This is a genomic window from Pseudarthrobacter siccitolerans, from assembly GCF_001046895.1.
GTDB classification, from domain to species: Bacteria; Actinomycetota; Actinomycetes; order Actinomycetales; family Micrococcaceae; genus Arthrobacter; species Arthrobacter siccitolerans.
Window position 1 is genome coordinate 35,176 of record NZ_CAQI01000041.1, and the last position, 20,965, is coordinate 56,140.

20 protein-coding genes are annotated in these 20,965 nt (G+C 64.7%); 3 read left to right on the forward strand and 17 right to left on the reverse strand.

From position 1 onward, the window contains the following. Positions 1-10: 10 nt before the first annotated feature. The 7 genes from ARTSIC4J27_RS08965 to ARTSIC4J27_RS22105 all read right to left on the reverse strand — a co-directional run bounded on the left by ARTSIC4J27_RS08965 (position 11) and on the right by ARTSIC4J27_RS22105 (position 4,904). On the reverse strand, positions 11-436 hold the full coding sequence (locus ARTSIC4J27_RS08965; protein ID WP_152683822.1) for a hypothetical protein: 426 nt from the start codon (positions 434-436) through the stop codon (positions 11-13). A gap of 224 nt (positions 437-660) precedes the next feature. Further along, positions 661-996 carry a PadR family transcriptional regulator gene (locus ARTSIC4J27_RS08970; RefSeq protein WP_083435386.1) on the reverse strand — a complete coding sequence of 112 codons (336 nt, stop codon included), beginning with the start codon at positions 994-996 and terminating at the stop codon, positions 661-663. A 23-nt stretch (positions 997-1,019) separates the two neighbouring features. Beyond that, on the reverse strand, positions 1,020-1,544 hold the full coding sequence (locus ARTSIC4J27_RS08975; protein ID WP_050054858.1) for a DUF2199 domain-containing protein: 525 nt from the start codon (positions 1,542-1,544) through the stop codon (positions 1,020-1,022). 890 nt (positions 1,545-2,434) lie between these two features. Beyond that, positions 2,435-3,202 carry an SCO1664 family protein gene (locus ARTSIC4J27_RS08980; RefSeq protein ID WP_050054859.1) on the reverse strand — a complete coding sequence of 256 codons (768 nt, stop codon included), beginning with the start codon at positions 3,200-3,202 and terminating at the stop codon, positions 2,435-2,437. Further along, positions 3,202-3,750: a DUF3090 domain-containing protein gene (locus tag ARTSIC4J27_RS08985; RefSeq protein ID WP_050054860.1), complete on the reverse strand. Its 549-nt coding sequence runs from the start codon at positions 3,748-3,750 to the stop codon at positions 3,202-3,204. The genes ARTSIC4J27_RS08980 and ARTSIC4J27_RS08985 overlap by 1 nt, the downstream gene beginning before the upstream one ends. A 24-nt stretch (positions 3,751-3,774) precedes the next feature. Continuing rightward, positions 3,775-4,467: an MSMEG_4193 family putative phosphomutase gene (locus tag ARTSIC4J27_RS08990; RefSeq protein WP_050054861.1), complete on the reverse strand. Its 693-nt coding sequence runs from the start codon at positions 4,465-4,467 to the stop codon at positions 3,775-3,777. 62 nt (positions 4,468-4,529) lie between these two features. After that, complete coding sequence (locus ARTSIC4J27_RS22105; protein WP_407681125.1) at positions 4,530-4,904, reverse strand: UBP-type zinc finger domain-containing protein; 375 nt, start codon at positions 4,902-4,904, stop codon at positions 4,530-4,532. 161 nt (positions 4,905-5,065) lie between these two features. Between ARTSIC4J27_RS22105 and ARTSIC4J27_RS08995 the strand changes: the two genes are divergently transcribed. Both ARTSIC4J27_RS08995 and ARTSIC4J27_RS09000 read left to right on the forward strand, forming a co-directional pair. Further along, positions 5,066-6,817, forward strand: a complete 1,752-nt coding sequence (locus ARTSIC4J27_RS08995) for an FAD-dependent oxidoreductase (RefSeq protein WP_050054862.1) — start codon at positions 5,066-5,068, stop codon at positions 6,815-6,817. Further along, positions 6,817-7,683 (forward strand): hypothetical protein, encoded by an 867-nt coding sequence (locus tag ARTSIC4J27_RS09000; RefSeq protein ID WP_050054863.1) that lies wholly within the window; start codon positions 6,817-6,819, stop codon positions 7,681-7,683. Before ARTSIC4J27_RS08995 ends, ARTSIC4J27_RS09000 begins: the two co-directional genes overlap by 1 nt. Positions 7,684-7,818: 135 nt before the next feature. Here ARTSIC4J27_RS09000 and ARTSIC4J27_RS09005 read toward each other — a convergent pair whose 3' ends face one another. Next, positions 7,819-9,318 (reverse strand): HNH endonuclease signature motif containing protein, encoded by a 1,500-nt coding sequence (locus ARTSIC4J27_RS09005; protein WP_050054864.1) that lies wholly within the window; start codon positions 9,316-9,318, stop codon positions 7,819-7,821. Between the two features lie 187 nt (positions 9,319-9,505). Between ARTSIC4J27_RS09005 and ARTSIC4J27_RS09010 the strand changes: the two genes are divergently transcribed. Beyond that, complete coding sequence (locus ARTSIC4J27_RS09010) at positions 9,506-10,819, forward strand: hypothetical protein (protein WP_050054865.1); 1,314 nt, start codon at positions 9,506-9,508, stop codon at positions 10,817-10,819. On the opposite strand, the gene ARTSIC4J27_RS09015 is transcribed toward ARTSIC4J27_RS09010, so the two are convergent. The 9 genes from ARTSIC4J27_RS09015 to ARTSIC4J27_RS09050 form a co-directional block, all read right to left on the reverse strand. Next, positions 10,816-12,684 (reverse strand): vWA domain-containing protein, encoded by a 1,869-nt coding sequence (locus ARTSIC4J27_RS09015; RefSeq protein ID WP_050054866.1) that lies wholly within the window; start codon positions 12,682-12,684, stop codon positions 10,816-10,818. The two genes, ARTSIC4J27_RS09010 and ARTSIC4J27_RS09015, sit on opposite strands and share 4 nt — an antisense overlap. A gap of 203 nt (positions 12,685-12,887) precedes the next feature. Further along, a complete protein-coding gene (locus ARTSIC4J27_RS22470) occupies positions 12,888-13,124 on the reverse strand; it encodes a hypothetical protein (RefSeq protein WP_152683823.1) in 237 nt (78 codons plus the stop codon). 116 nt (positions 13,125-13,240) lie between these two features. Continuing rightward, positions 13,241-14,791 (reverse strand): glycoside hydrolase family 32 protein, encoded by a 1,551-nt coding sequence (locus ARTSIC4J27_RS09020; RefSeq protein ID WP_083435388.1) that lies wholly within the window; start codon positions 14,789-14,791, stop codon positions 13,241-13,243. A gap of 2 nt (positions 14,792-14,793) precedes the next feature. Next, positions 14,794-15,681: a carbohydrate ABC transporter permease gene (locus ARTSIC4J27_RS09025; RefSeq protein WP_050054867.1), complete on the reverse strand. Its 888-nt coding sequence runs from the start codon at positions 15,679-15,681 to the stop codon at positions 14,794-14,796. Between the two features lies 1 nt (position 15,682). Next, the gene (locus ARTSIC4J27_RS09030; protein ID WP_050054868.1) at positions 15,683-16,651 is read right to left on the reverse strand and encodes a carbohydrate ABC transporter permease; all 969 of its coding nucleotides are present in this window, start codon (positions 16,649-16,651) and stop codon (positions 15,683-15,685) included. Positions 16,652-16,726: 75 nt separating this feature from the next. Continuing rightward, positions 16,727-18,022 (reverse strand): extracellular solute-binding protein, encoded by a 1,296-nt coding sequence (locus tag ARTSIC4J27_RS09035; RefSeq protein WP_050054869.1) that lies wholly within the window; start codon positions 18,020-18,022, stop codon positions 16,727-16,729. Positions 18,023-18,149: 127 nt separating this feature from the next. Next, positions 18,150-19,172, reverse strand: a complete 1,023-nt coding sequence (locus ARTSIC4J27_RS09040) for a LacI family DNA-binding transcriptional regulator (RefSeq protein ID WP_050054870.1) — start codon at positions 19,170-19,172, stop codon at positions 18,150-18,152. Between the two features lie 132 nt (positions 19,173-19,304). Beyond that, positions 19,305-19,823, reverse strand: a complete 519-nt coding sequence (locus ARTSIC4J27_RS09045; protein ID WP_050054871.1) for a DUF2087 domain-containing protein — start codon at positions 19,821-19,823, stop codon at positions 19,305-19,307. Between the two features lie 10 nt (positions 19,824-19,833). Continuing rightward, positions 19,834-20,712 carry an HNH endonuclease gene (locus ARTSIC4J27_RS09050; protein ID WP_050054904.1) on the reverse strand — a complete coding sequence of 293 codons (879 nt, stop codon included), beginning with the start codon at positions 20,710-20,712 and terminating at the stop codon, positions 19,834-19,836. Positions 20,713-20,965: the final 253 nt, after the last annotated feature.

The following is a 20,965-nucleotide window of genomic DNA, read 5'->3' on the forward strand; positions in this document are numbered from 1 at the left end:
GTGAAGCTCCCTATCCGGCATCGGCGTCGATGGGCCGTCCGCTTTCGTCAAGGGGGATGCCCCGCTCATCAATCCGGAAGTCCTCAATGACCAGGCCAGACGTGGCATCGATGATCACGATGGAGTCGGCCGGCCACTCGGGATCGGGGACAAGGTCATAAGCAACATCCGAGATCAGCGTGCTGTTCTTCGCCCTGTTGAAGGCATCGATGATTTTGCCCGTGCGGGTGTTCACAGCCACGGTTTCCTGCGGGAGGCCTTCTGTGCTGCCGGAAATAGGGGTCGAGTTCCACCAGCCTTCGTAGCCTCCGATCGGACGGTCTGGCACAGGCGTCCGGGTCACCGGCGTCTCTGTGTTTGAGTGGGCCGCCTGGATGCCGATTGCGCCGCCGACCAGGATCGCAGCTGCAGCGGTTATGCCCAGTACCAGTTTCATGTTTTCCCCCTTTTTGATGCGCGACAGCACGTGGCCGCCGCGGTGAAGCAATTCATGAGATCGTGCCGTTGCTGACGAACACACAGCCCCGAAAAGCAACGACTGCGCGGAGATGCCCAGAGCCGGACCATCGCGCAGGTCGGCTCTCCATTGCTCCTCGCGGACTTCCCTGAGACGGGTTGGCGTCAGGGCCACAGCCAACGCAAGCACGATTTCCGCCAGCCTCATGCGCCCTGCCACTGGCCCTCAAGCGTGGACGGCGACGGCCTGACCACGGATGTCCGGACCTTTGCCCGGTGCGTGTTCACGTAGTCCTGGGCCATCGGGCGGGCTTCAGCCAGCAGCCGGTAGTAGCGCCGGCGGGGCCCTTTGCGGTCATGGGAAGAGTCCCATTCCCCCCGGATCCACCCGGCAACCTCAAGGCGGTCCAGAATCGGATAGACAGTGCCCGGCTTTTTGCCGACGTCCTTCACGATCTGCAGCCCCCATACGCTGTCGGCTGAGAGTAGGGCCTCAAGGACCAGCGCGGTGGCGGGTGTGACCCGCCCCAAGTTCTCCATACGCTAAATCTAGCTATATAGATTTAGAAGTCAATCCATCCGTTTTCGATGCCTTCTGGAAGGGAGGTGAGGATGTCGTGCGGCCACTCTTTGGTGAGCACGTCGCTCAGCTCCCGATCTGAGCTGGAGACACAGTATGGAGTGTGGTTCGGGTTCAGAACGGCAAGCTCCACTGGAACCTTGTAGATGCCCCAGGGCCGGATCTTGTTTGCAAGGTAGCCGGTCAGCTTCAGGTCGGTGTACTCGGGCGCGTTCCAAACCCTGCAGGAATGCTGGAGGTCATCAGGATGTATCGCGATCCACACACCGAAGCGGAGCTCGTGCCCGCCCTCCAGCTTGACCGGCAGCAGGGCCCGAACGAACGGGCTGATGTAGGGGATCTGCATGAGCGTGGCCTGGTTGGGATCCGGGTCGCTCAGCCAGCTGTCCTCAGCCCTGTGCTGCTCGGGACTGTTCAGGACAGGGTCAGGAAGCCGGAAGCGGACGTCCCTGTTGTGCGCAGACGTCGCCTGCCCGCACATTTCGCACGCGTGTTCGTCAGCAATCATTGATCCCCCAAGTTCCAATTTTGATGCGAGTCTACGTGGAGTCCGTACCCGGCGCTCCGCGATAGGACAGCCTAGGCGGCCTGATCAGACTTCCGAGGGGTTGGTGGCAATGATCCGCAAAACAGGGGGTAGTTCTGAGCGTAACGATGTGGTCGTCCCAGACTTGGATCCAGTAGCGGGCGGATGCGCCGACAGCGCAGGACTCGAGTGGCTACCCGTAGCCGTGATCACAAGGTAGCCCCGCGTCGTCATTGCGCAGCTCCTGCATTTGCACCATAGTGCGAGTGTAGCTGCGGCCTGTGACACTTTTCCGGGTGTTAGTGGCGACGCAGCATGCCGTGCCTGTATGTGATGGCTGGCGGTTCCGCAGTTGCCGAGGAGAAACGACTGGGCGGACCGGAGGCTGATTCAGGCTAGTTCTGTGCTACCCACTGGGCGCGGCTTAGAAACAGCAAGGCCCGGATGTCTGCGTAGCGCTTTGATTCCGACAGGAGATTCCACGATGAGCAAGCCGACCGGAAGGCTCCGGGTGATATTCAGTTGGTGAGCGCCGATGAGAACTGGCACAGCCGGGGCTGGCGGTTGGCGAACGTCGCGAAGAAACAGGAAGCCGCTCTGGTGCAGAAGGGACGGATCTGGGGCCACCTCGCGAGCGACCAGCTCGTATACGGGCCATCCAGCCTTGCCAACTTTAGGTCAGCCACAGCGAGGAATCAGGTCCCTATGGGTTCCTGATTTCAAGCGCGTCAATCCGCAGTGGAGCTTTGCCAGGCCAGACGAGGACACCATTCCCGTGATGGGAGTTCTCCATATCGAGCACGTCGGGACACTTCCTTCTAATGTCCGCAGGAAGGGATGAGTCCCGTCGTCGCGGCTTCCGGGCTGACTGCTTAGAAAAGCGGCCAGGGCACCGCGGGCATCCCGCCGCTCGGAGCCGGGAACCGCCCTGTTGCGCGCAGTCGGGCGCAGCGTGCGGCGAGTGAGGCGATTTCTGCTGCATTGAGCAAGTCCGCCAGGTTTCGGCCGAGCTCACCGTGCAGTCCTTCGATGACGCGACCGATGCCGTCGCTTTCCTGCTCGGTCAGAGTCTCTCCCAGCCACCCCCACAGCACCGTGCGCAGCTTGTGGTCACGGTGAAAGGTCAGCCCATGGTCGACGCCGTGCCGGTGTCCGCCTGGCATGGGAAGGATATGATCGCCTTTGCGGTCGGCGTTGTTGACCACGACGTCGAACACCGCCATGCGTCTGAGCTCCGGTGTGTCTTCATGTACGAGGGCGACCATCCGGCCGGTCTCATCCTGCCCCTCGAGGACCTGTTTCCACCCGATCTCCGGTACGTCGTCGGCCGCAACGAGATCCACCGCGTTCTGGTCGGGGTCAGTGTCCTGCCACAGCTGCACCATTCCCTTGCCCAGAGGACCATCCCGGAGCCAGGTGCGTGGCACCACATTCCAGCCGAGGACCTCAGAAACCAGGTAGGCAGCGACCTCCCGGTGGGCAAGGAATCCGTCGGGGAAATCCCACAGCGGCTTCTCCCCGGCTACCGGCTTGTAAACGACTGTGGTGTCGCCGATTGCGCCCACAAAGGTGGCATTCGACGCCGTCGTGATGCGCCCGGTGAGCGTCAGCTCGTCAGTCAGCAGGTCGGGTGCGGGCATCAGGCCTCGGGCAGGGTGCAGACGTGCCCGTCCGCGTCCACGGGAAAACCGCAGAGCGGGCACGCGGGACGCCCGGCGCCCACCACTTCCCGGGTCCGCTTGGCGAACGCGCGGGCGGTACCTACCGGCATCCGCACCAGCAGCATTTCGGGCACTTCAACGCCGTTCCCATCAAGCGGTTCGTCGTCGTCATCGACATCGGTGATCGGGTATGCCTCGATGACCACCTGCGCCGTCGTCGGATCCCAGCCTAAGGTCATGGCCCCGGTTCGGAACTGCTCCTCGACGGCTTCAAGCTGGTCATTGTCCACGAGTTCGATGGGAGTACCCGTGGGAACACTGAAGGGGTTGCCCTCGAGGGTGATGAGCTGATCGAGGATCTCGTCAATCTTCTCGGCAAGCTGGGCCGACTGCTGCTTCTCCAGGGCGATGCTCACGATTTGCTTGCCTGTGCGAACCTGCAGGTAGAACGTGCGCTCCCCCGGAACACCGACGGTACCGATGACGACCCGGTCAGGCCAGGCAAACTCGTGAACACGTGTGGGCATGTCAGTATTTTAGGCACATGAGCGTTACTCCGCCGTCTGCCCGGCACCGCCGCCCACTGGTGCGTCGCCGGAGTTGATGCCTTTTGACAGCCAGGACAGATCCCCCGCGTCGGTGTTTGTCGCATGGACGCTCGGCCGGACAGCACCGTAGTGCACGATCGATACGGAGGCAGGGCCGACATTAATTCGCTGGAACAGGTCGAGGTGCATACCTAACGCGTCGGCGAGGATTGATTTGATGATGTCACCGTGGCTCACTGCCACCCACACGGCGCCTGGCCCGTACTCGGCCTCGAAAGCTGCATCGTGGCGCCGGATTGCTGCTACCGAGCGAGCCTGCATAGCTGCCATGGATTCGCCACCGGGAAAAACGACGGCGGACGGCTGCGACTGCACAGTCGCCCACAGGTCTTCGGTTGCGAGATCGCTGAGCATACGGCCCTGCCACTGGCCGTAATCGCACTCGGTGAGATCGGGATCGCTGGGCGCAAAAGGATTACCGACCTGGCGATTGAGGATGAGCCGCGCGGTTTGCTGGCAACGCTCGAGGGGGCTCGATACCACCCCAGCCAAGGGCACCACCGCGAGCCGGTCTCCGGCCAAAGCTGCCTGCTCGAGCCCGATCTGGTCCAGACTGACGCCGGCTGCCCGACCGGCCAGGAGTCCAGCGGCGTTGGCTGTGGTGCGGCCGTGCCGCACGAGGATTACTGTCGCCATCCATACAGCCTAACCAGTCCTCGCCAGGTCCCGGCGTCAGTGGCTTGGCTCCGGTTCTGCGGCTACTGGTGGAGGCGTTCCTGCCAGTCTGCCGGTACCTTGTCCGGCGGTGCGGGTGACGGCTGTTCCAGGGGCCTGGATTGAGGATCCGGCAGTCGCGGCCCGTGGAAGAACTTCTGTGTGGTGTGCTCGTAAAACCAGTTCTCCCCAGGTTCAAAGGACCTCATCACAGGGTGACCCGCGGTGCGCGCATGGGCACTGGCGTGCTGTGAGGGCGATGAATCGCAGCAGCCGATGTGGCCGCACTGGGCGCAGCGGCGAAGATGCAGCCACCAACCCTGGCCGTCTCCGTTGAGGCACTCCAGGCATCCAGTTCCGCTGGGAGTGGCGGTGAGGCTGATTCCCGGAATCGGGCGATCTTCCATGGGGTACTCCATTTCCACCACTCCGGTTCTGATCAGGCCTGCCGGTAGCCCGCCGTCGGGAGCTATTGTGGCAGAATCTCCGCGGCGTTGGAATGACGGAATCTCTTGTCCCCACTGTCCCGGCGCGAGTATCGTGATCGGCACCGAACCATTGATCCGGAAAGACGCCAGCCATGGACGAACCGGTTCCGATCATGCTGATTGCCACCCCAGACCCGGCCTCGCGGCGCATTCTTGAGGATGAGCTGCGCCGGCGGTACGGTGCCGACTACGAGGTGGTGGTGTGTGCCGAACACGCCCACGGGCGGGCGGTGCTTGAGGGGCTCCGGCGGTGGAACCGCCAAGTCGCCCTCATCCTAGGGTGCTACGGACCGGCTGACCGTGGTGGACTCGATTTCCTGCGGCGTGCCTATGGCTTCCACCCGGCAGCCAAGCGTGCTGTTGTGGTGACATGGGGCGACTTCGCCAGCGCGCCCACTGTATTCCGGGCGATCGCCCAAGGGTACGCCGAACTGCTCATCATCCGTCCGGAGCGGTCGCGCGACGAAGAATTCCATGGGGCGATTACCGACGCCCTCGACGACTGGCACTTGGCCCAGGGAGTCGGGTTCGAGGCGGTCCGGCTGATCGGGGAGGTGGGCGACCAAAGGACCCATATGTTGCGTGACTCCTTGAGCCGGAACCACATCCCGGTGGGATTCCACCCCGCGGGGTCCGAGAGCGCCCAACGGACGCTGGCGAGCCTGCACCTGAGCGACCCCGTGCTGCCGGTCCTGGTGCTCGAGTTCACTGCTCCACCGATTGTCCTCGAAAACCCCACTGACCTGGAGATCGCCGAGGCGATGGGGGTGACGCGGCCCCCACCGGCGGACAAGATCTTTGATGTAGTGGTGGTGGGAGCGGGCCCCTCCGGCCTTGCGACCGCCGTATATGCCTCCTCCGAGGGTCTCTCCACCATGGTGGTGGAGGGAGAGGCGGTGGGAGGCCAAGCCGGCACGAGCTCGTTGATCCGCAACTACCCTGGCTTCTCCCGCGGTGTGAGCGGCGCCCACCTGGCCTACCGCTCGTTCCACCAGGCCTGGACTTTGGGCACGGACTTCCTCTTCCTGCGCAAGGTGGAGGGGCTCCGTGTGGACGGCGGGTTGTACGCCGTGTCGATTTCCGATGGCAGCGTGGTCCGGTGCCGCATTGTGGTGGTGGCCACCGGCGTGGACTACCGCCGCCTCGGCATACCGCGGCTGGAGGATCTGGTGGGCAGGGGCGTCTTCTACGGGGCAACAGTCTCTGAGGCGCCGTCGATGACCGGAAAGCACGTCTGCGTGGTGGGTGGCGGCAATTCGGCCGGACAGGCGGTTCTGCACCTTGCGAGGTACGCGGCGAAGGTGACGCTGCTGGTTCGCGGACCCACTCTGTCAGCCAGTATGTCGGAGTACCTCATCTCCCAACTTGAGGCCACGCGGAACGTCGCGATCCGCTATGGCACCGTCCTCGTGGGGGCTCGTGATCAGGACGGTTTCCTTGCCGCCGTCAAGGTCGCCCCAGCCGGCGCCTCTGATGCAGTGCAAAGCGAGGAGATTGAAGCGGGTGGCTTGTTTGTGCTGATCGGCTCAGTGCCACGGACGTCATGGCTTCCCGACATGGTGGAGCGGGATCCAGCGGGTTTCCTGCGGACGGGCGTCAGCCGCGATGTCAGCGCACCCGGGTCCGTCAAGCCTGACAGGCCGCCCTTGGCGCTGGAAACCAGCATGCCCGGCATTTTCGCAATCGGTGACGTGAGGGCCGGTTCGATTAAAAGAGTGGCCACCGCAGTGGGGGACGGCGCCACCGTGGTCTCGATGCTTCACACCTACCTGGCGGAGAACCGCGCGGCTGCCTCGACTCCTGTGCCTGCCGGGGAAGCCGAACCCGAGGAGCTTCCGGGGTGATGTCCGCTTCAACCGAGGTCACGCCGTTGATTGTGCCGATGCGGCGGCTGCTCTACGTCGCTGCATTCCTCGTGTTTCTCGCCGGGCTCGTGCTGTTCGTGTTTCCGCTGCGGACGGATGAATTCTTCTCGTGGACAGTCAACCCGCCCATGACCGCGGTCTTCCTCGGTGCTGCCTACTGGTCAAGTGCCGGCCTGGAGGTGACGGGCGCCCGTTCGGAGAGTTGGGAGTCAGCGAGGCTGGCAGTGTGGCCCGTGTTCATCTTCACTGCATTGACGCTGGGAGTCACCCTGCTTCATATCGACCGCTTCCACCTGTCGTCAAACGCTGCCCCCACTGCCCAGATAGCCACCTGGGCGTGGCTGGCAATCTATGCCGTGGTGCCAGTGGCGATGCTCGTCATCAGCAGGATGCAGATCCGGTCGCGGCCTCCGGCGCCAATAACTGTGACAGCGGGAACGCCAGTGTTACCCCCTGCGCTCCGGCTTCTCCTGGCGGCAATCGCCGGGGTACTGCTGCTGTATGGCGTGGCGCTCCTGGCCGTACCCACTCTCGCCGCGGCGTGGTGGCCGTGGACACTGTCCGAACTGACGGGGAGGGCGATCGGGGCATGGCTGGTCGGCCTCGGGTGGGCTGCCGCGCAGGGACAGTTCAGCCGCGACCTCCGCACCGTCCGCCCCGTGGCCCTGACCTCCGTTGCCTTCGTTCTTCTGCAGGCGCTCGCACTGCTGCGGTATGGTGGCGCCCTGACGTGGCCGAGCGGACCGGCGATCGGCTATCTAGCCGTACTACTTGCCATTGGGGTGGCCGGCGGGTGGGCGCTTGCGCTATCCCGCGCGCCGGCAGCCCGGACAGGAATGACGTGAGGACCCTCGCTCGGGAAGGGGCGCGCGGGTATGGCGCGCCTTATGGCAGTGGGATAACGACAAGGCCTGTGACGTTTGCGGTGGGTGCTGCACATGAAGATGCAGGGCCCGCCGGTCGCCCCGCTTACTGGTTCCTTAGGAGCTGCCGTAGAGGAACCGCTCTATGAAGTCTTCTCCGGGGGAGTATCCGGTGTAAATAAAGTCCGGCGGGTCACTGAGCGATGATCGTGGACGCCGGGCGCTCGTCCAGGGCGGTGCCGGTTGTTGGGGCCAGTGTGGTGGTTCCCAGTCGTGGTGTTCGGCTTTGTAGTGGCGGCCGGTGGGTGAGGTCCAGCCTGGTGGCCCGGTTTTGGTGGCAGGGGTGGGCGTCCATCCGGTGGAGTGTTTGAGGCGGTGGTGTTTTGGGCAGAGTTGGGCCAGGTTGCTGATCCCGGTGTTGCCGCCATCCTTCCAGGCTTGAAGGTGGTCGGTGTCGTTGTCGAGGGAGGGGTTGTTGCACCCGGGGAAGGTGCACTTACCGTCCCTGAGCTGCAGTGCTCTTTTCATGGCTTTGGTGAGCCGGTAGCGGGTGCGGCCGATTTCCAGCGGCGCCCCGTCCCGGGGGTCCACCAGCACCCGGTAGAACGAACCGGCACCTTCAGCAACGAGCCTGCGGGCCATCGAAGGCGGGATCGGACCATACCCGTCCAGCATGGCGGGCTCATCAGCCATGCCCTCGAGGGAGAATACCGGCACGGTGACCAGCACCTGCGCCTGGATCCGGGATGATGGGCCAGCCGCCGCATCGGAGCCATCAACGTCTGCATGGGCGCACCCGGTGTGGTTGCCGCTGCCAAGGATCGCGTCGGCGTAGTTGTCGGCCTTCAACTGGGTGAGGGTGCGGGGCTCGTTGGGTCCTTGCATTCCGCGGGCGAGGGCGGTGAGCCGGTTCCAGCCCGCCATGGCCTGGTCCGCGGGCAGGCAGGCGGACAGCCAGGCCATCCCGTCGCGGTCCGGCCGGTATTCCACCCGCCGGTCCGCCACACCCTTGGCGTGGCGTTTCTCGATGGATTCGGGGTGGTGGCGTTCCCGCCAGGTCCTGGCCTTGGTACGGAACCGGTAGGCGGGCAGCTCCCCGGTCGGGGCGGCCGTGGGTGGCCGGGGCACGTCGGGGTCCAGGAAGTGGGCCTCGAGTGCGGCGGCGCCGGCGGGGTCAAGGCCGGCGGTTTCCTCCACCATGACCAGGGCGTGCGGCCAGGTGATCGTTCCGGCCTGCAACGCCGAGAACGTCAGCGGCAACTCCTTGGTCACGGTGTGGGACGCGGCCAGGAACGCCCCGGCTGCCCGGGGACCGAGGGCCAGGAGGGCGCCGATTTCCGCGGCGACGGCCATTTCGAGCGCCTGCACCGGTGTGTCGGGCGGTGCGATGGCGTGGGCAGTGTCCGCGTACGTCACAGCAGCCCGGGCCTTCACAGCGGCGAACCCGGCCTCCGCCACCCGCGCTCCGGCAAGAATGTCCAGGCACCCATCACCCAGGCCGGCCAGCGGATCAGCAGCCGAGAACGGCTCCGCACCACAGCCCTCCGCCTCCGCGTTGAGCACGGCAAGGGCAGCATTGATGTCCTCAAACGCCTTCACCACCGCCGCTTTCCCCATACAGCAATCATCCCAAGGGGGTCTGACATTTTCCCGCGACGGCAACGCCAAGCGCGCAGGTCACGGAAAGACCTGCGGGGAACTGCATGAATCTCGAACAGCCGGGCACTCAGCCCCGAAAGTGGCATGCCGCCGTCGAAATCAGTAGCGTCGTTCGAGCAACATTTCTCCAGCAGTTAGGTACCCCTTGGGCAAGAACAGTAAGAACCGGCGCGCAGGCAAGACTTCGGCGGACAAACGACGCCAGGCTCCGGTCTCGCTCAGTTCTTTCCGTGCCGGCCGGGCCCTGGACGCCCTGGCGCCGGCCTATGTCCAGTGGTTCGACGACGGCACGCCCGGCGCAGGCGCTGCAGCCCTGCAGTACCTGAAGCTGATGGAGCCCACCATGAGCCGCTACTTGGAGATGACGGCCGCGCCCGACGTGACGAGCTTCGACCCGGCTGCCCTGGCCAACGCCGTCGCGGAGGAAGTCTCGGCCGCCGCGCGCGCACAAGCCCCCGACGTCGTGGACCCGGAACAGGTTGCTCTGATCGTTGATTCGGTCCACAGCTACGTCGAGTTCCTCTCGGAAACCGGCCGCTGGACCGGGACAGCGGAACTCCTGGCCGAGGTGCTGGAGTTTTTCGAAGGTTTGGCCGGCGGTGAAGACGGGCAGGAGACCATCCAGGTTCCGGAGATTCCCGAGGACCAGGCCCTGGCAGTTTTCACCGGCCTGCCCCTGATCCAGAAAGCAACAGCCTTGCTGCAATGGATCGGTGACGGGAAGCCTGTTACCGGAACGGGCGCCCTCCGCCTGCGGGACATTGAAGAGGCGGCCGCCTGCGTCGGTGTCTCAGCCAAGGGCGGTACCAAGAAGGCGGATCCGGCCGGCGATGTCCTCACGGTACGTAGCATGTACGAGGTGCCCCTGCTTGCCGAGATTTGGGCGACACTCCAGGCGGCCGAGCTGATTAGGGTCAAGCCCACGAAAGTGGTGCCGTTCGAGGATCCCGCACACTTCCTGGACGGCAGTGTGGCCGAGCAGCTGGACGAGTTCATCATGTTCACCTCGTGCTTCCTGGAGCAGGCCGTGCTCCGGCTCGATCCTGACCAGCCTTGGGAGCGCACCATCGCAGCCGTACAGGTATCCGTCCTGCTGGCGGCGGCCACCGCGGAACCACTGCTGGTGGAACGCGTGCTGGCGGCACCTGATCACGCTCCCGACGAAGAAAAGAAAGCAGCCGGACTGTTGACCAAGGTGGCCGTGGGCCGGTTGGAGGAGCTCGCGGAACTGGGGCTGCTGACCATCGACACGCATTTCCGGGTGCCGCCGGCGCTGATCCGATGTGTTGCGGATGCCTTCGACGATCCCTCGCTGCTGGCAGAGCTGGGCCTGGCAGAAACGCCGCTGGCAGAGGCGCCCGACGACGATGAAGCGCCGTTCGAGGAAGCCCCCAGCGAGGAAGCCCCCAACGAAGAAGCAGACGCGCCGAAGGCCGCAGGAAGCCTGGCGCTTACCTAGAAGCTGGTCACCAGTTCGCCGAGTACCTCTTCGAGCCGGGTCGGATCGGTGGCGTCGTAGTAGTGCGCACCGCTGGCCTTGGCGATTTGCAGCAGAGTGGGGACGTCGGCGTCGGGTCCGTAGGCGAGCGTAAAGACAAGCACCGGCGTCGAGTGGTTCTGATGGCTCAGCTGTTCTGAGAGCCCGCCGAGGTCTCCCGGGTGGCGGGTGTCGTTTTTGCCGTCACTCAGCAGCACGATGGTGTTGATGAAGGTGTCTTTGTAGTCCTTGGCCTGATCGGACGCAAAGCGGCTCACGGCTTCGAACAGAGGCGTAGCTTCCACCGCTTGGAGCTCGCCAAGTTTGGCGACGATATCCGATTTGTTGGTCTTGAAGGGCGCCACCGGACTGACGACTCCGGGCTGCAGGGGTCCGTCGCCTTCATGGGAGAAGGCGGCCAGTCCAATTTCGTCATCCCCCGTGAAATGGTCCAGTGCTTTCAGCACGGCATCTTTGGCCCGCTGCAACTTGGTGACTCCGGGTTCCTGCACCATGGAGTCCGAGACATCCAGCAGGAACAAGGCCCTGGCCCGTTTGCGCACCTCGGGGAAGCTGTCCTGCATGGCCACCAAAGCCTCCGCCTTGGGCAGTGGCAGCGGCTGGAGCGTCCGGGCGTACCGTCCGGTTTCTGCCACCCCGGCGTCCAGGTTGCCTTGGATGCTCCGGTACCCCGAGGCCTGGACAACGTATTGGCCCTGCTCTGTCACGGCGAAGGCAAGGAAGTCCCGGGCTGCAAGGCGCTGCTGGTTCCCCACCCAATCTCCCTCAAGGATTGCCGCCGGGTTGTCCGCCACGTGCACGCCGTCCTGCGGGTAGATTGCCCTGAGGGGCTCCTTGGGCGCGGGCCCGGGTTTTTTCGTTTTTCCGTCCTCGCTGACTACGCCCCGGTTGTAGTCCCAGACTGATTTCTCATCCACGATCACAGCGGAGAGGAACTCGGAAACGCTCCCCGCGTTGTCAGCCTCCCTGGCGTGCCACAGGAAATGCTCCGGGGTGGCCATGTAGTGGCTGGTTCCCAGTTCCACGGCGCGCACCTTCTCCACCAGGGACGGCGCTTCCAGGTCCGTACCGTCCAGGCCGCCCACGCTGCCGCCGGCGGCACCGTAAGACGCAGCCAGGGCCATAAGGCCCGAGGTCGAGACGAGCGGGCTGGCTTTGCCGAACTTGAATTTCCCCCAGTCGCCGTGGCCGAGGCGCTCCCAGACGTCCTGCTCACCAGCCATCTTGAAGACGTCAGACCACGACGGCGGATCGGTATCCCAGCCGAGGGTACTTGTCATGGTCTCCGGCATCGCGACGACGATCGCACTGCGGGCGATGCTGGTTCCTTCCTCCGGGACAGGGCTGCCGGCGGCAGCTTTCCTGGCGATATGTAACCAGGCGGAGGAGTCGGGCAGCCAGATGGCGGGTTTGTCAGCGGACGCAGTGCCGGGGAACCGGGCGGCCACTTTGCTGGCTGCGGCTCCCGAGGTTTCCTGCGTCACCGCCGGCGTCACACACTTGCCGTCCACGCTGCGGGGCTTCGCCGCGTACTCGGATGCCAGGGCGCGGACCATGTCGGCGTTCTCCAGCGACGTGAGGATGGTCAAGGGAATGCAGGGCGAGGCCCCGGCGGCGGCAGCAGGAGAGTCCTGCGCCAAGGGTTCGCCTGCCGGGGGTGGGTTGCCATCCCCGCCCGAGGTGCCGCCCTCACCTGAGCCGCCGGGAAAGATCACCACCCGCAGCAGGAATCCGCCGCCCACAATAAGGAGCGCCACGGCGGCCGCCGCGGCCACCCAGATCCAGCGCGGATAACTCACGTCAGATGCTGCGTGCCGGCGGCCCATGCTCGTTTCCTTTGAAATCCGCCCGGTTTCCCGGAATGAACACAATGATGAAACTGGCCCGCGGCACTCACACCGCGGGTGCGCCTAGCCCCCCGCCCGGATGCCCCCGCAACTGGATACGCATTTTGAGGATAACCCCGGCGGGGGCGATGTGAGTGTTGAGTTACAGATATTTGATGGAATTTTGTGGGTCCGGGAACCCCTCACCCGCGGACCTTCCTGACGCTGAGTCTGCGCCGCCCTGCCGGCGTGCTGCCCGTCGGCCTGCGGACGCGGCGCCAAGGCCTGTGGACATGGCCGCCATCGGCGGACTCCGGAGCCGAAGCCACCACCGAGGATCCCCTCCTGCGGCGGCGCAATCGGAGGAGTACGAATACCGTCAGCCCCAGCCAGGCGATCGCCGCAGCCAAAACCAGCAACACTGCCGGGATGGTATCCATGATCAAGTGTAGGAGCGGGGCCGCGGGGATGGCTTACCCGTTTTTCGGCGTGGCAACTACGCAGTCAGCCCCTAATGTGAGCCGCGGGTACCCGCTTCAGGCACGCTCATACTGCTTCAGCAGCCGACGACGGCGAGCGCCGCCAGGTGCGCGCCCTCACCTTCGGCGAAGACCGCCAGCGCCGTGCTCGCCGCAGCGGGGAACACCAGGTCGGTAATGGTGGCGAGCCCGTCCTGGGCGAAGACCTCCACGGAGCAGCGGTCAAGGTAGATCCGCAGCCGCAGCCGGCCTTCCTGCAAGGGCACTGCCACGCGTTCAACAGAGGGGAAAGTCCCGTGGAAAGATACGTGCCCCGACTCGCGCCGGTCCAGATAAAGCACTCCCGCGGCAACGTCGTAGGTGAGGAGCGTTCGCTCGTCGCCCTCACCTCCGGCCCGGACCACCAGCCCCACAGTGTCCGCGGTACCGGGCTCGAACTCCACATCAATCCGCGCTACGGCTGCAGTGGCAGGAAGCTCAAGGACGCCAGGCGCCAGGGACTGCGGCCCGAGTTGGAAGATCGCTGATTCGGACCCCGAAAACGGGTCGACGGCCTCCTGCAGCAGCACCACCTGCCCGTCCACCCGGGCGAGGCAGACTTCCCGGGGCAGGGACATGGCGCTGCGCCAGTCCCCGGTGGGCGTGGATCCGGCATAGTCCCAGTTGTTCATCCAGCCGATCATGATCCGGCGGCCGTCCGGCGCGTTGCTGAACGAGACGGTAGCGTAGTAATCACGCCCCCAGTCCAGCCAGCCGTAGTCCCGCATCCGGCTGCCATCCTGTTGGAGGCCCTCCGTGACGGTGGACTCGGACCGGAACGTCACGCCGTCGAACCCGCCCAGGAAGTACTGCCCGGCTGACCCGCCGGCCACCCCTCCCGGGTTGAGGTTCACGATGAGGACCCACTTCGTGTCTTCAGGATCACCGTCCACGGGCAGCTCGAAGAGGTCCGGGCACTCCCATACCCCGCCGGTGGCGTTGGCGGGCCCGAAAGTGCTCAAGTGCTCCCAGGCCACAAGGTCCGCAGACTTGTACAGCACCACCTGGCGCTGCACTGCCTCCACGGCGACCATCACCCAGTAACTGCCGGCTCCGCCGTCGTACCAAAAAACCTTGGGGTCGCGGAAGTCCGCGGACGCGCGGTCCAGGACGGGATTGCCCTGGTACTTCGTCCACGTCCTTCCCTCGTCCAGGCTGTAGGCGAGGGACTGCGCCTGCCGGCCCGCCAGCGGTGAGGCGGCACTGTACGCGCTGGTGTAGATAGCCACCAGCGGGGGAGTGGCCGCCGTACCAAGCCCGCTGGTGTTGTGCTCATCAAATACCGCGGAGCCGGAGAAAATCGCCTCGGACCCGTCGCAGGGGATGGCCACGGGCTGCTCGTCCCAGTGGAGCAGGTCCCGGGAGGTGGCGTGGCCCCAGGACATGTTGCCCCAGTCCGGGCCGAATGGGTTGTGCTGGTAGAAGAGATGGTAGGTGCCGTTGAGGTACACCAGCCCGTTGGGGTCGTTGAGCCAGTTGCGTTCGGCGGTGTAATGGAACTCCGGGCGGAACGGATCGATGACGGGAACCGCCAGGGCATCCGGAACCGCTACCGCGGCAGGCGCGGCAGCCGTCGTCGGGAAAGTCATGGTCAGCCTTTCACGCCGCTGGAGGCGATGCTGTTGATAAAGGACTTCTGGAAGGCAATGAAGAGGATCACCACGGGAACGGTGATCAGCGAGGCGTAGGCCATCACTTCGCCCCAGGAGACATTGAGCTGGAAAAAGTACTGGATGCCGATCATCACGGGCCGCAGTTCCTCGGACTGGACCACCATGAGCGGCCAGAGGTAGGAGTTCCAGGCGGGCAGGAAGGTCAGGATGGCTACTGTGGCCGTGGCGGGGCCTGCCAGGGGCATGACCACCTGCCGGTAGATCTTGAACCAGCCTGCACCGTCGATCCGTGCTGCTTCGTCCAGTTCCTTGGGGATGGATTCAAAGTACTGGTGGTACAGGTAGATGGAGAACGCGTTGGCAATGAACGGGATGATCTGGACCTGGTAGGTGTCCAGCCAGCCCTTTGAGAACTCCAGGCTGAAGCCGTCGAGCTCAAAGTAGGGCAGTTGGTTGACCCACCACACCAGGGGCAGCGCGAGGGTCTGGAACGGGACAATCAGCGTGGCCAGGATGGCGCCGAAGACGATCCGCTTGCCACGGACCTCCATGCGGGAGAGGGCGAAGGCGCACAGGCTGTTGATGAAGATGCCCAGCACCACCGTCACTGCGGACACCCCGATGGAGTTGATCATGAACCGGGCGGCGGGCACCCGGTCGAACACTGCGGCGTAGTTATCGAGTGAGATGTTCCCGATGGGCAGGAAGGCCGCCACGGAGGACATGTCACCGAAAATCTGCTGGTCCGGTTTGAGGGAGGACACCAGCATGAACACGATGGGGAAAACTGCGACGGCGGCGAACAGGATGCGCACAGCCATGGTTCCGAAGCTCCCCAGCTTCGCGGATTTGAGGGTCTGCAGCATGTCAGTCCTTCTCTCGGGTCAGGTAGCGCTGCACCGCGGAAATCAGCAGCACCAGGACGAAGAATACGAGCGAGATGGCCGAGGCGTAGGAGGTTTCCTGCTGCTTGAATCCGGACCGGACTGCCTCGTAGATGACGGTGGTGGTGGAATCCAGGGGGCCGCCCTGGGTCATCACGCTGACCTGGTCAAAAAGTCCCAGCGCCTGGATGGTGATGGTGACCAGCACCAGGCTGCGGGTGTGCTTCAGGCCCGGCCATGTCACATAGCGGAACTGGTGCCAGCGGCTGGCGCCGTCCAGCTGCGCGGCTTCGTACAGTTCACCGGAGATGCTCTGCAGTCCGGCCAGCCAGATGATCATGTGGAACCCCGCTGCCTGCCAGATGGACAGGGCGATGATGGCCGGCATGGCGGTGGCCGGGTCGTTGAGCCAGTCGGCGCCCTGGATGAGCCCGAAGCTGAACGTGGAGAGGATTTCGTTGATCAGGCCTTCGCGGCGGTACATGAACATCCAGAGCAGTGACACCACCACCATGGACGTGACCACGGGCAGGAAGTAGAGGGTGCGAAAGAAGTTGACGCCGCGGAACTTCTTGTTGATCAGCAGGGCCATCGCCAAGGCAAGAGCGGACTGCACCGGCACTACGACCACCGCAAAGTACGTCACGTTCAGCAGGGCCCGCCAGAACGTGGGGTCGGTGAAGAGCCGGGCAAAGTTGTCTGCCCCCACAAATTCCACAGGCCGCGGGGAGATCAGGCGCGCGTTGGTGAAGGCCAGGCCGAAGCCCAGGATGGCCGGCAGGAACACAAACAACAGGAGCAGAACGGCGGCGGGGGTGATCATGCCCCAACCGCTCAGCTGTTCGCGGAGGAAACCGGGGCGGGGGCGGCGGCGCCGGGCGGGACCGCTGCTTTTCCCGGCTTGGGCCGCAACCGCCTGTGGCGGACGGGTGGGAAGTGGGCTGAGGGTCATGAAAGTCTCCTTGACAGGACCTGGGGTACGACGACGGCGGCACTCGCCGGCCGTCGTCGTACCCGGGATCTCCGGCTATTTCTGGTAGCCGCCGTTGGACTTGATGTTGGCGTCAATCGCCTTGGCTGCCTTGTCCAGCGCGCCCTGCGGATCCGCTCCGGCAAGGATGTCCTGGGTTGCCTTGCCGAATTCGGTGGCGATGAAGGGGTAAGCGGGGGTTTCCGGCCGCATCACGGCGTAGTTGCGGGAGAACTCCATGAAGATACGGTTGGCACCGCCCTCGGCAAACGCCGGGATCAGGGCCGCGGCTTCATCAGTGGCGGGGATGCCTCCCGTTGCCTTGATGACTGAAGCCACGTTTTCCGGCTTGAGGGAATAGGACAGGTAGTCCATCGCGGCATCGGTATTGTTGCAGCCGCTGGTGACGCCCCACTGCCAGGAAGCGCCGCCGATCTTGGGACCGTTGCCCAGGTCCACCGTGGGCATAACCACCAGTTCATCTCCCAGCGCCTCACGGGCTTTGTCCCCGGCCCAGGAACCGGTGTAGAGGAGGCCGCTCTTGTTGTTCAGGAAGTCCTGGGTGGAGTCTTTCCCGCTCTTGGTCGCCATGAAGCCCTGGTCCGCCAGTCCGCGGAACCATTTGGCCCATTCGACAGCCTTGTCGCCATTAAGGGCTCCGTTAGCCGACTGGTAATCCGTGCGGTTGACCAGGTCTCCGCCGAAGGACTGCAGGAACGGCGAGTACGCATAGGGCAGCCATTCGCCCGTGCCGGCAGTACCCATGTCCAACGGGTAATCCCATTTGCCCAGCGCCTTGAGTTTGGTCAGCGCGTCCTGGAACTCGTCCTTCGTCCACGGCTTCTCAATGGTGGCGACGCGGACGCCCGCCGCGGCGAGATCGGATTTGCGGGCAAACATGGACAAGGCAACGTCGCCGTACCCAACCGCATAGGTCTCGCCCTGCCACTTGGCAACGGTGCTGGGGAGATTCTTGGAAAGATCGGCGGACAGTTTCAGGGGGGTGAGGTACTGCGCCCACGCCCAGTTGGGAACGTTGGGCCCGTCGATGTCCACGATGCAGGGGAGGTTTCCGGCCGACGCCGCCCCGACGACGGAATCGTTGTAGGACTCCTGCGGGAAAGCCTGCACCTTGATCTGCGCCTTCGCACCGCTGCTTTTGTTGTAGGAGTCCACGATGGCCTGGGTCGCCGCCAGTTCCGCGGGGTTTCCGGCGGCGTGGGTCCACATGGTGATTTCGTTCGGGCCTTCGGTGGTGGACGAGGAGCTGCCTTTGCCGCAGCCGGCGAGGGTGGCAGTGAGGGCGGCTGCGGCTATGCTGGTCGCCAGGATCTTTGTGAACTTCTTGTTCATGGGTCAGTCTTTCTGTTTGGACAGGGTGATTGATGGGGTCCTGCTGGGAACGCGGCCGCTGCAACGGCTGCGTTCCCTTTTTCCGGGAAAGGTTTCGGGGCTGTGCCTGGTGCGGTACAGCCCTGGTTCAGTGTTTCGGTGGAGCGACCGAATCCCGCTGTACAAGCGGGCAGGCCACCTTCCGGTGCACCCGTGGTGCGTCGGGGTTCTCGAGTTCGTCGAGGAGTTTCAGGACAGCCCACCGGCCCATTTCGTAGTGGGGAAGGGCCATCGTGGACAGGCCCGGCCAGAGGCCGTCTGCGATGAGTTCGAGGTTGTCGACGCCGACAATTGAGACATCGGACGGAACCTTCAGGCCAAGGTGGCCGGCCGCCTGGTAGGCGCCCATGGCCATTTGGTCGCTGAAGCAGAACAGGGCGGTGGGCTTTTCCGCAGCGGACAGCAGCTTCAGTGCCGCTTCCCGTCCGCCGGCGGTGCTGGGCCGGCTGGTCACTAGGCTATCCTCGGGCAGCTGCAGGCCGTGGCGGGCCAGCCCGGTGCGGAAACCCTCGAGCCGCCCGTGGGCGGCCGGGATGTCGTCCTCGTTGTTGATCATGGCGATCCGGCGGTGGCCGGCCGTGACCAGGAGTTCTGCAGCGGATTCACCGGCGCCGAACTCATCAGGCACCACTGAGGACAACTCCGGTTTGTCGGAGGTGGCGTCCAGCACGATGGTGGGCATCGACTGCAGCTCCGCAGGAATGGACACCTGCTGGTTGTACATGCGGGCGTAGATCACGCCGTCCACCTGGTGCTGCTGCAGCGCGCTGATTTCCTGCCGCTCCAGTTCGTTGTCCAGGCCCGAGTTGACCACCATCAGCAGGTGTCCGTGCTCGGAGGCGGCATCCTGTGCCCCTTGGATCATGGCACCGGCGAAAGGGGTGGTGGTGATCTCGTCGCTGACCAGGCCGAGAATCCGGGAGCGCTGGTTGCGCAGTCCGCTTGCCAGCCGGTTGGGGGCGTAGCCGAGATTGCCGGCCACGGCTTTGATGTGCTCCACGGTCCGGGCATTGACCCGGGAGCTGTGCACGTCGCTGAGCGCATGTGACACTGTGGTCACAGAGACGCCTGCGGCTTTCGCTACGTCCCGGATGTTCACCTTTGTCGCCATTGACTGCGTTCCTTTGCAAAACGTTTTGTATGTTGCTTGGATCACTATATGCAAAACGTTTTGTAGCCGTCAAGGGGTAGCGCCAGGATCTGCGGTTTCCTGGGTGGGGGTGCAGCGCCGCCCGCCCCCTTCTTACTCCGGCCGGGAGTAGGAGGATCCCGAGGCTGTCCGTTCCAGCAGGCCAAAATCCACCAGGTAGCGGCGCAGCAGGACAACGTCGTCGGTATAGCCCAGGAGCCGTTCGTTGACCTGTCTTTCGGTCAGGATTTCGCCGGGCCCGATCGCCTCGCGGGCAATCCAGGCCAGGAGTTCCCGCCTCTCGGCCACGTTCGCCGGATATCGCTCGATCCTCCCCAGCCGCATAAAGCGGTCCACTCCGGTCTTCGCCTGGCGGCGGGGCTGTTGGGCAAGAAGATCGCGGAAAATGGCTTCCGGTGCCACCAGCCCGCCGGCGGCATTCCGTTCCACGAGGCCCGCTTCAAGCAGGGCGGCAATGGCCCGGTTTCGCCGCTGGTCCTTCGAGCCGGCAAGCACTGCCGGAAATTCTGCGCCGAGGACTATTTGCGCATAGGCGGTCCGCGCGTCAGTGTTGGCGAGAGCCGCCAGTACCCGCCGCCAGTGCGGACCGCCATATTCCGTACTCCGCGTCATGCCGCCTGCCTCAGTCCGGGTCTTTCGTGGCGCGCGGCCCCTCAAGGATCCGCCGGGCATCGTCCTGCGCCTCGAGGGCAAGGTCACTGACCACCTCGCCCCGCAGATGCCCGGCGGCGGCGATGATGTTCCGGAGTTCCGATACTGTCCGGGGCGAGGCCACACCGAGGTGGGCCACTGTGTGGCAGTTGGGGCACAGCGGTACAAGGTCAGCCACGGGGTCCAGCATGTACCCGTCTTCCAGCATCACGGGGGGCACTGCATGGTGCACCTCGATGGCATCAGTACCAGCCTCGCCGTAGGAAGCCTCGAAGGAGAAACCGCAGGCCGCGCAGGAGGTTCCGTGGAATGCCAGGCACACACGGCGTGCATCAGGATCCTGCTCATAGCGGTTCACCTCGATCCTGGTAACTGCCCCCGGCGGGTAGGCGCCCGGAACGAGTGCGGTGTGCCTGATAGCCGCCGCCGGCCCCTGTTCCCGCCACAGCTTCCGAAGTTCCGCCTCAGCCTGAGGCGGAACAGCAACCGGGCCGGCTGCCACGCCGCCCCAAGGTACCGCGGGAACGGCTGCGCTGAGGATGTCGGGACGTATCTGTTCTCCGAGCGGGAGCAGTGCGTCGAATGCAATGCTGAAATACGCGCCACCGTCTCCAAGCTCCCGGTCGTCGTCCGGAACGGACATCACTACCCCATGGCCGATCAGGCCGCTGGAAGCATCAGTGTTGCCCTCCAGCAGGAGCCAAACCTCTGCCTCCGGAAGAATGTCCGGGTGCTGGCCAGCGTTCCATCGCTCGAGGTGCCGCCCGGCCTCCGCCACGTGTTCGACGACGGCGCGGTAGTCCCAGCGACCCACATCCCTCGGGTTCCACCCCAGAATTACTGCAGCCACCACTCACCCTGTCCAGCCCGCGCCGTATGTCGGTTCAGCCTACGTGGTGGGGACTTGGGGTTGCCATGCCTTCAGCTGTCATCAGCTGCAGGAACCGTGCCGTCCGGGCGCCGGGAGTTGCAGGGCCAAAGGTCATGCCATTGGGGGCTCTCCGTGGTGCAGCTTCTTCCGCCGGGATGGGCGGGGGAGTAGTCTTGAGCAACCGTTAGGAAGCAGGCGGCCACCTTTCAGGCTGGGTGTTGAGTTCCCCAGC

Excerpts from the sequence above, each read along its gene's own strand:
- ARTSIC4J27_RS09005 (WP_050054864.1), bottom strand. The coding sequence starts at position 9,318 with ATGGGGAAAGCGGCGGTGGTGAAGGCGTTTGAGGACATCAATGCTGCC.
- ARTSIC4J27_RS22470 (WP_152683823.1), bottom strand. The coding sequence starts at position 13,124 with ATGGATACCATCCCGGCAGTGTTGCTGGTTTTGGCTGCGGCGATCGCC.
- ARTSIC4J27_RS08980 (WP_050054859.1), bottom strand. The coding sequence starts at position 3,202 with ATGCCCGCACCCGACCTGCTGACTGACGAGCTGACGCTCACCGGGCGC.
- ARTSIC4J27_RS08970 (WP_083435386.1), bottom strand. The coding sequence starts at position 996 with ATGGAGAACTTGGGGCGGGTCACACCCGCCACCGCGCTGGTCCTTGAG.
- ARTSIC4J27_RS08985 (WP_050054860.1), bottom strand. The coding sequence starts at position 3,750 with ATGCCCACACGTGTTCACGAGTTTGCCTGGCCTGACCGGGTCGTCATC.
- ARTSIC4J27_RS09000 (WP_050054863.1), top strand. The coding sequence starts at position 6,817 with ATGTCCGCTTCAACCGAGGTCACGCCGTTGATTGTGCCGATGCGGCGG.
- ARTSIC4J27_RS09020 (WP_083435388.1), bottom strand. The coding sequence starts at position 14,791 with ATGACTTTCCCGACGACGGCTGCCGCGCCTGCCGCGGTAGCGGTTCCG.
- ARTSIC4J27_RS09030 (WP_050054868.1), bottom strand. The coding sequence starts at position 16,651 with ATGACCCTCAGCCCACTTCCCACCCGTCCGCCACAGGCGGTTGCGGCC.
- ARTSIC4J27_RS09045 (WP_050054871.1), bottom strand. The coding sequence starts at position 19,823 with ATGACGCGGAGTACGGAATATGGCGGTCCGCACTGGCGGCGGGTACTG.
- ARTSIC4J27_RS08990 (WP_050054861.1), bottom strand. The coding sequence starts at position 4,467 with ATGGCGACAGTAATCCTCGTGCGGCACGGCCGCACCACAGCCAACGCC.
- ARTSIC4J27_RS09015 (WP_050054866.1), bottom strand. The coding sequence starts at position 12,684 with ATGGGCCGCCGGCACGCAGCATCTGACGTGAGTTATCCGCGCTGGATC.
- ARTSIC4J27_RS08965 (WP_152683822.1), bottom strand. The coding sequence starts at position 436 with ATGAAACTGGTACTGGGCATAACCGCTGCAGCTGCGATCCTGGTCGGC.
- ARTSIC4J27_RS09025 (WP_050054867.1), bottom strand. The coding sequence starts at position 15,681 with ATGCTGCAGACCCTCAAATCCGCGAAGCTGGGGAGCTTCGGAACCATG.
- ARTSIC4J27_RS08995 (WP_050054862.1), top strand. The coding sequence starts at position 5,066 with ATGGACGAACCGGTTCCGATCATGCTGATTGCCACCCCAGACCCGGCC.
- ARTSIC4J27_RS09035 (WP_050054869.1), bottom strand. The coding sequence starts at position 18,022 with ATGAACAAGAAGTTCACAAAGATCCTGGCGACCAGCATAGCCGCAGCC.
- ARTSIC4J27_RS09040 (WP_050054870.1), bottom strand. The coding sequence starts at position 19,172 with ATGGCGACAAAGGTGAACATCCGGGACGTAGCGAAAGCCGCAGGCGTC.
- ARTSIC4J27_RS22105 (WP_407681125.1), bottom strand. The coding sequence starts at position 4,904 with ATGGAGTACCCCATGGAAGATCGCCCGATTCCGGGAATCAGCCTCACC.
- ARTSIC4J27_RS08975 (WP_050054858.1), bottom strand. The coding sequence starts at position 1,544 with ATGATTGCTGACGAACACGCGTGCGAAATGTGCGGGCAGGCGACGTCT.